Source organism: Bradyrhizobium genomosp. III (assembly GCF_000261705.1).
GTDB lineage: Bacteria > Pseudomonadota > Alphaproteobacteria > Rhizobiales > Xanthobacteraceae > Bradyrhizobium > Bradyrhizobium ottawaense.
This window is the reverse complement of sequence record NZ_AJQF01000563.1, coordinates 1-2,680: the sequence shown is the minus strand read 5'-3', so window position 1 is coordinate 2,680 and position 2,680 is coordinate 1. Positions and strand designations below refer to the sequence as shown.

The 2,680-nt window shown below is 59.1% G+C and carries 2 protein-coding genes; both read left to right on the top strand.

Going from position 1 to position 2,680, the window contains the following annotated elements:
- Nucleotides 1-607 precede the first annotated feature (607 nt).
- The gene (locus IC66_RS0142030; RefSeq protein WP_011084675.1) at nucleotides 608-1,183 is read left to right on the top strand and encodes a hypothetical protein; all 576 of its coding nucleotides are present in this window, start codon (nucleotides 608-610) and stop codon (nucleotides 1,181-1,183) included.
- Nucleotides 1,184-2,466: 1,283 nt separating this feature from the next.
- Nucleotides 2,467-2,680: hypothetical protein (locus IC66_RS48080; RefSeq protein ID WP_210161494.1), on the top strand; the 214-nt coding region annotated here is incomplete at its 3' end.

Below are 2,680 nucleotides of genomic sequence, written 5' to 3'. Positions count from 1 at the left end.
GCCAGCCGCAGTCCCGAGATCATCGGCCAGCGCCGCACCTTTAGCCGTGCGCGGGATGATCGTCTGGGCTGCTTTGCGTCTGAGCGATTTCTTTCTTCATTTAATCAGGTGAACAGATCGCTCCGCTCTTGCCGGACTCTCAGATCGCGCTCTCGTCTGTTCTCGCGTTGGCCCGGCTATCGCGGTCATTCTGCTTATCGGACCAAGCATAGGCTCAAGTGCAGGCCAGAACAACTGGTCGCGGACAGAGATCGAAATGCACATGTTCGGTATGGGACTGGGGCTGGCTGCGGTCAGCGTCGCCTGACCTCCTAACGAGCTTTCCGTCAGATGAAACGATGCAGGACGCAGAGCTGCGCGCCGACCGCGAGTTGAGGTGGAATGAGTTCAGGATCGGAGATGATCGCATCAGACGTGGTAGATGCAGCCGCGAGTTTGTCTTTCTTCTTCGACCTTTGTCAGCTTCTCGAAAGCCAGCCTCTCTAACACTCGAACTTGGCCTCTTGATGACGAAGCTGCCCATGCCGGAATTCGTGACGAACTTCAGCTCATTCCCTCTGGGAGATATTCTAGAGGCCTTTGGTCTCTTAACAAAAAGGAGGGCTTTATGGCTCCAAGCCCGATCGATAATGCCCGTTCACCAGAATCACCGACAGCGCACGTCTGGACACAGGAAGATCATGATTTGTTCAGCGAGATCATGAATGAAGCTGGACCATCATCGTCTGCCGCACCTGAGGAAGCGGTAGATGTCTCCTTCGCCGCTCCCCAGAGATTTTCACACGGTTCGCAAATCGCCCCTGACTCGATGGTCGATAGGCTGTTCCACCGGGGTCTCTTGCCGGACTCGGACCAGCCGACAATGACCTATGAAATCCAGGGTCACCGCTACACGGCCGGTTTGGATGAGTGTAATCGCGTTCTTCTTGTTCATAACCCTGCGGAAGACCAAGTGCTTGGGGCCGGCCGGGCGGGGGTACCGGACTTCGGAGCCTTCTTCGCGGAGAACCGACGCTATGGAAGGCCGCTACCACAGCAATGGGCCACACCTGCCCTCATAGACAAGCTGCGCGAAGAAGGTTTCATGCCGACCGCCAATAGCCCCACGACCATCCATCTTAACGGACGGGCCTACAAAGCCGAACTAGCCGAAGGAGGATTCGTTAAGCTTACGCGGGTATGAGACCAACTTGACGGTGAGCCGATCGCGCTGGGTCTGAGTCGTGCGGTCACTTTGGTTGTCCTTACCTGGATAGACGGTTCATCGCTTAGCAGTGGATTGTTCGAGCCGCCAGCGGGTACGCATCATCGGGCCCGCTGGCAGCGCTCGAGATGCACGGTCATCCTGGCCATTCGTCTGCGTGGTGCCGACCTGTCATCCGGCCGGCAATATTGTCGCCGTGTTGCTTCACTCGAGGATGTTGCTGGCGCTTGACCGATACAGCTCCGGCTGTGGGCCAGTCCGAGGTTGCACCATTGCGCGCGGGATCGGAAGAACCGGGGTGCGTCGCGGAGTGCCCAAGGCACGCCGCCGCGCCCCGGTCCCGGGATCACCGGCCAGCGCCGCACTGTTAGCCGTGCGCGGGATGATCGTCTTCTCGGCTGCTTTGCGTCTGAGGGATCCCCGTGAGCGCTGCACGACGGTGTGCCGCGGCCGAACTGCTCGGGGCGGTGCTTCGCGAGGTGACCGAGAATTACCAGGGCAAACGGGGCTCGGCCGCAAGCCAGCGCTCGATGTCGGCTGGGTTCGGCAAATTGGGCAGAAACCGGTGCCCGTTGAGCACTTGCTTGGAAACGGCGGAGGCCCTGCAAGTGCGAGGCTGGATTGTCTTGGCGGACGCGAAGGTATTCTCAAGGAGGTGGCAGCAAAGATCGCCTAGCCGCAAGGACCGTCGCAAGTGGCGCAGTCGCTATGCGTAGCAGTGGGATTGCGTGAGCGTATTTGTCGAGGAAATCGTGTCAATTTAACACTACCAAATCTGGGCGTTCTGCAAGCAGTAGCTCCACCGTAGAGTCACGCAAGATCGCATGCACATAGGCGTGTGCAACCAGCCTCAAAAACCGGAAAAGAACGTCATGGCGAACATCAATCTCAGCTCCCAATCTATTGCAGGTGCACGCGCCGGACAGCGAGCCGCCACCGCCCGGAAAGTCATTGAATGGCGAGCGCCGGCCCCGAGACGCCGAGGCTTCCACATGATCCACGGAATGAAGCCCATGGCGCGGATGCTCGCAGCAATTAGGCGCGGGCTAGCCTTGTCCGATCTTGACCGGTGCTGCGCAATCTGGTGGCTCTATCGTCTCCATTTCGGGTTCACCGGCGACGTGATGTTGGGGCTCGCCGCGGTCAGGATTGCCCAGGAGAGATCCCGCTGCGGAATTTAGGAATCGTGGGGGCGCGCCTTCCATACGGGCTCGGCGCCCTGCCGCCGGTTACGTGTTTGGCTGGCGAGGAAAAGTGGCCGAATGCCGATTGCCTTTAGTCTCCCCCAGCCAATTGGGCCGCATTCACTTCTAGCGCCGAGGATCTGCCCGTGGGGGTGGCACCAAAGTGCAGGCAAATACGATGAGCAGATTGCAAAAACTGAACTTGCGCTCGCCCTTCACACGATCAGTAAGCTGAATTTGATGTCGGATGATGCTGCTATAGCGCGACGATCTGGGTCGGAAGAGCGCGGCG

Coding starts and splice junctions, on each gene's coding strand:
- IC66_RS0142030 (WP_011084675.1), top strand. CDS start 608: ATGGCTCCAAGCCCGATCGATAATGCCCGTTCACCAGAATCACCGACA.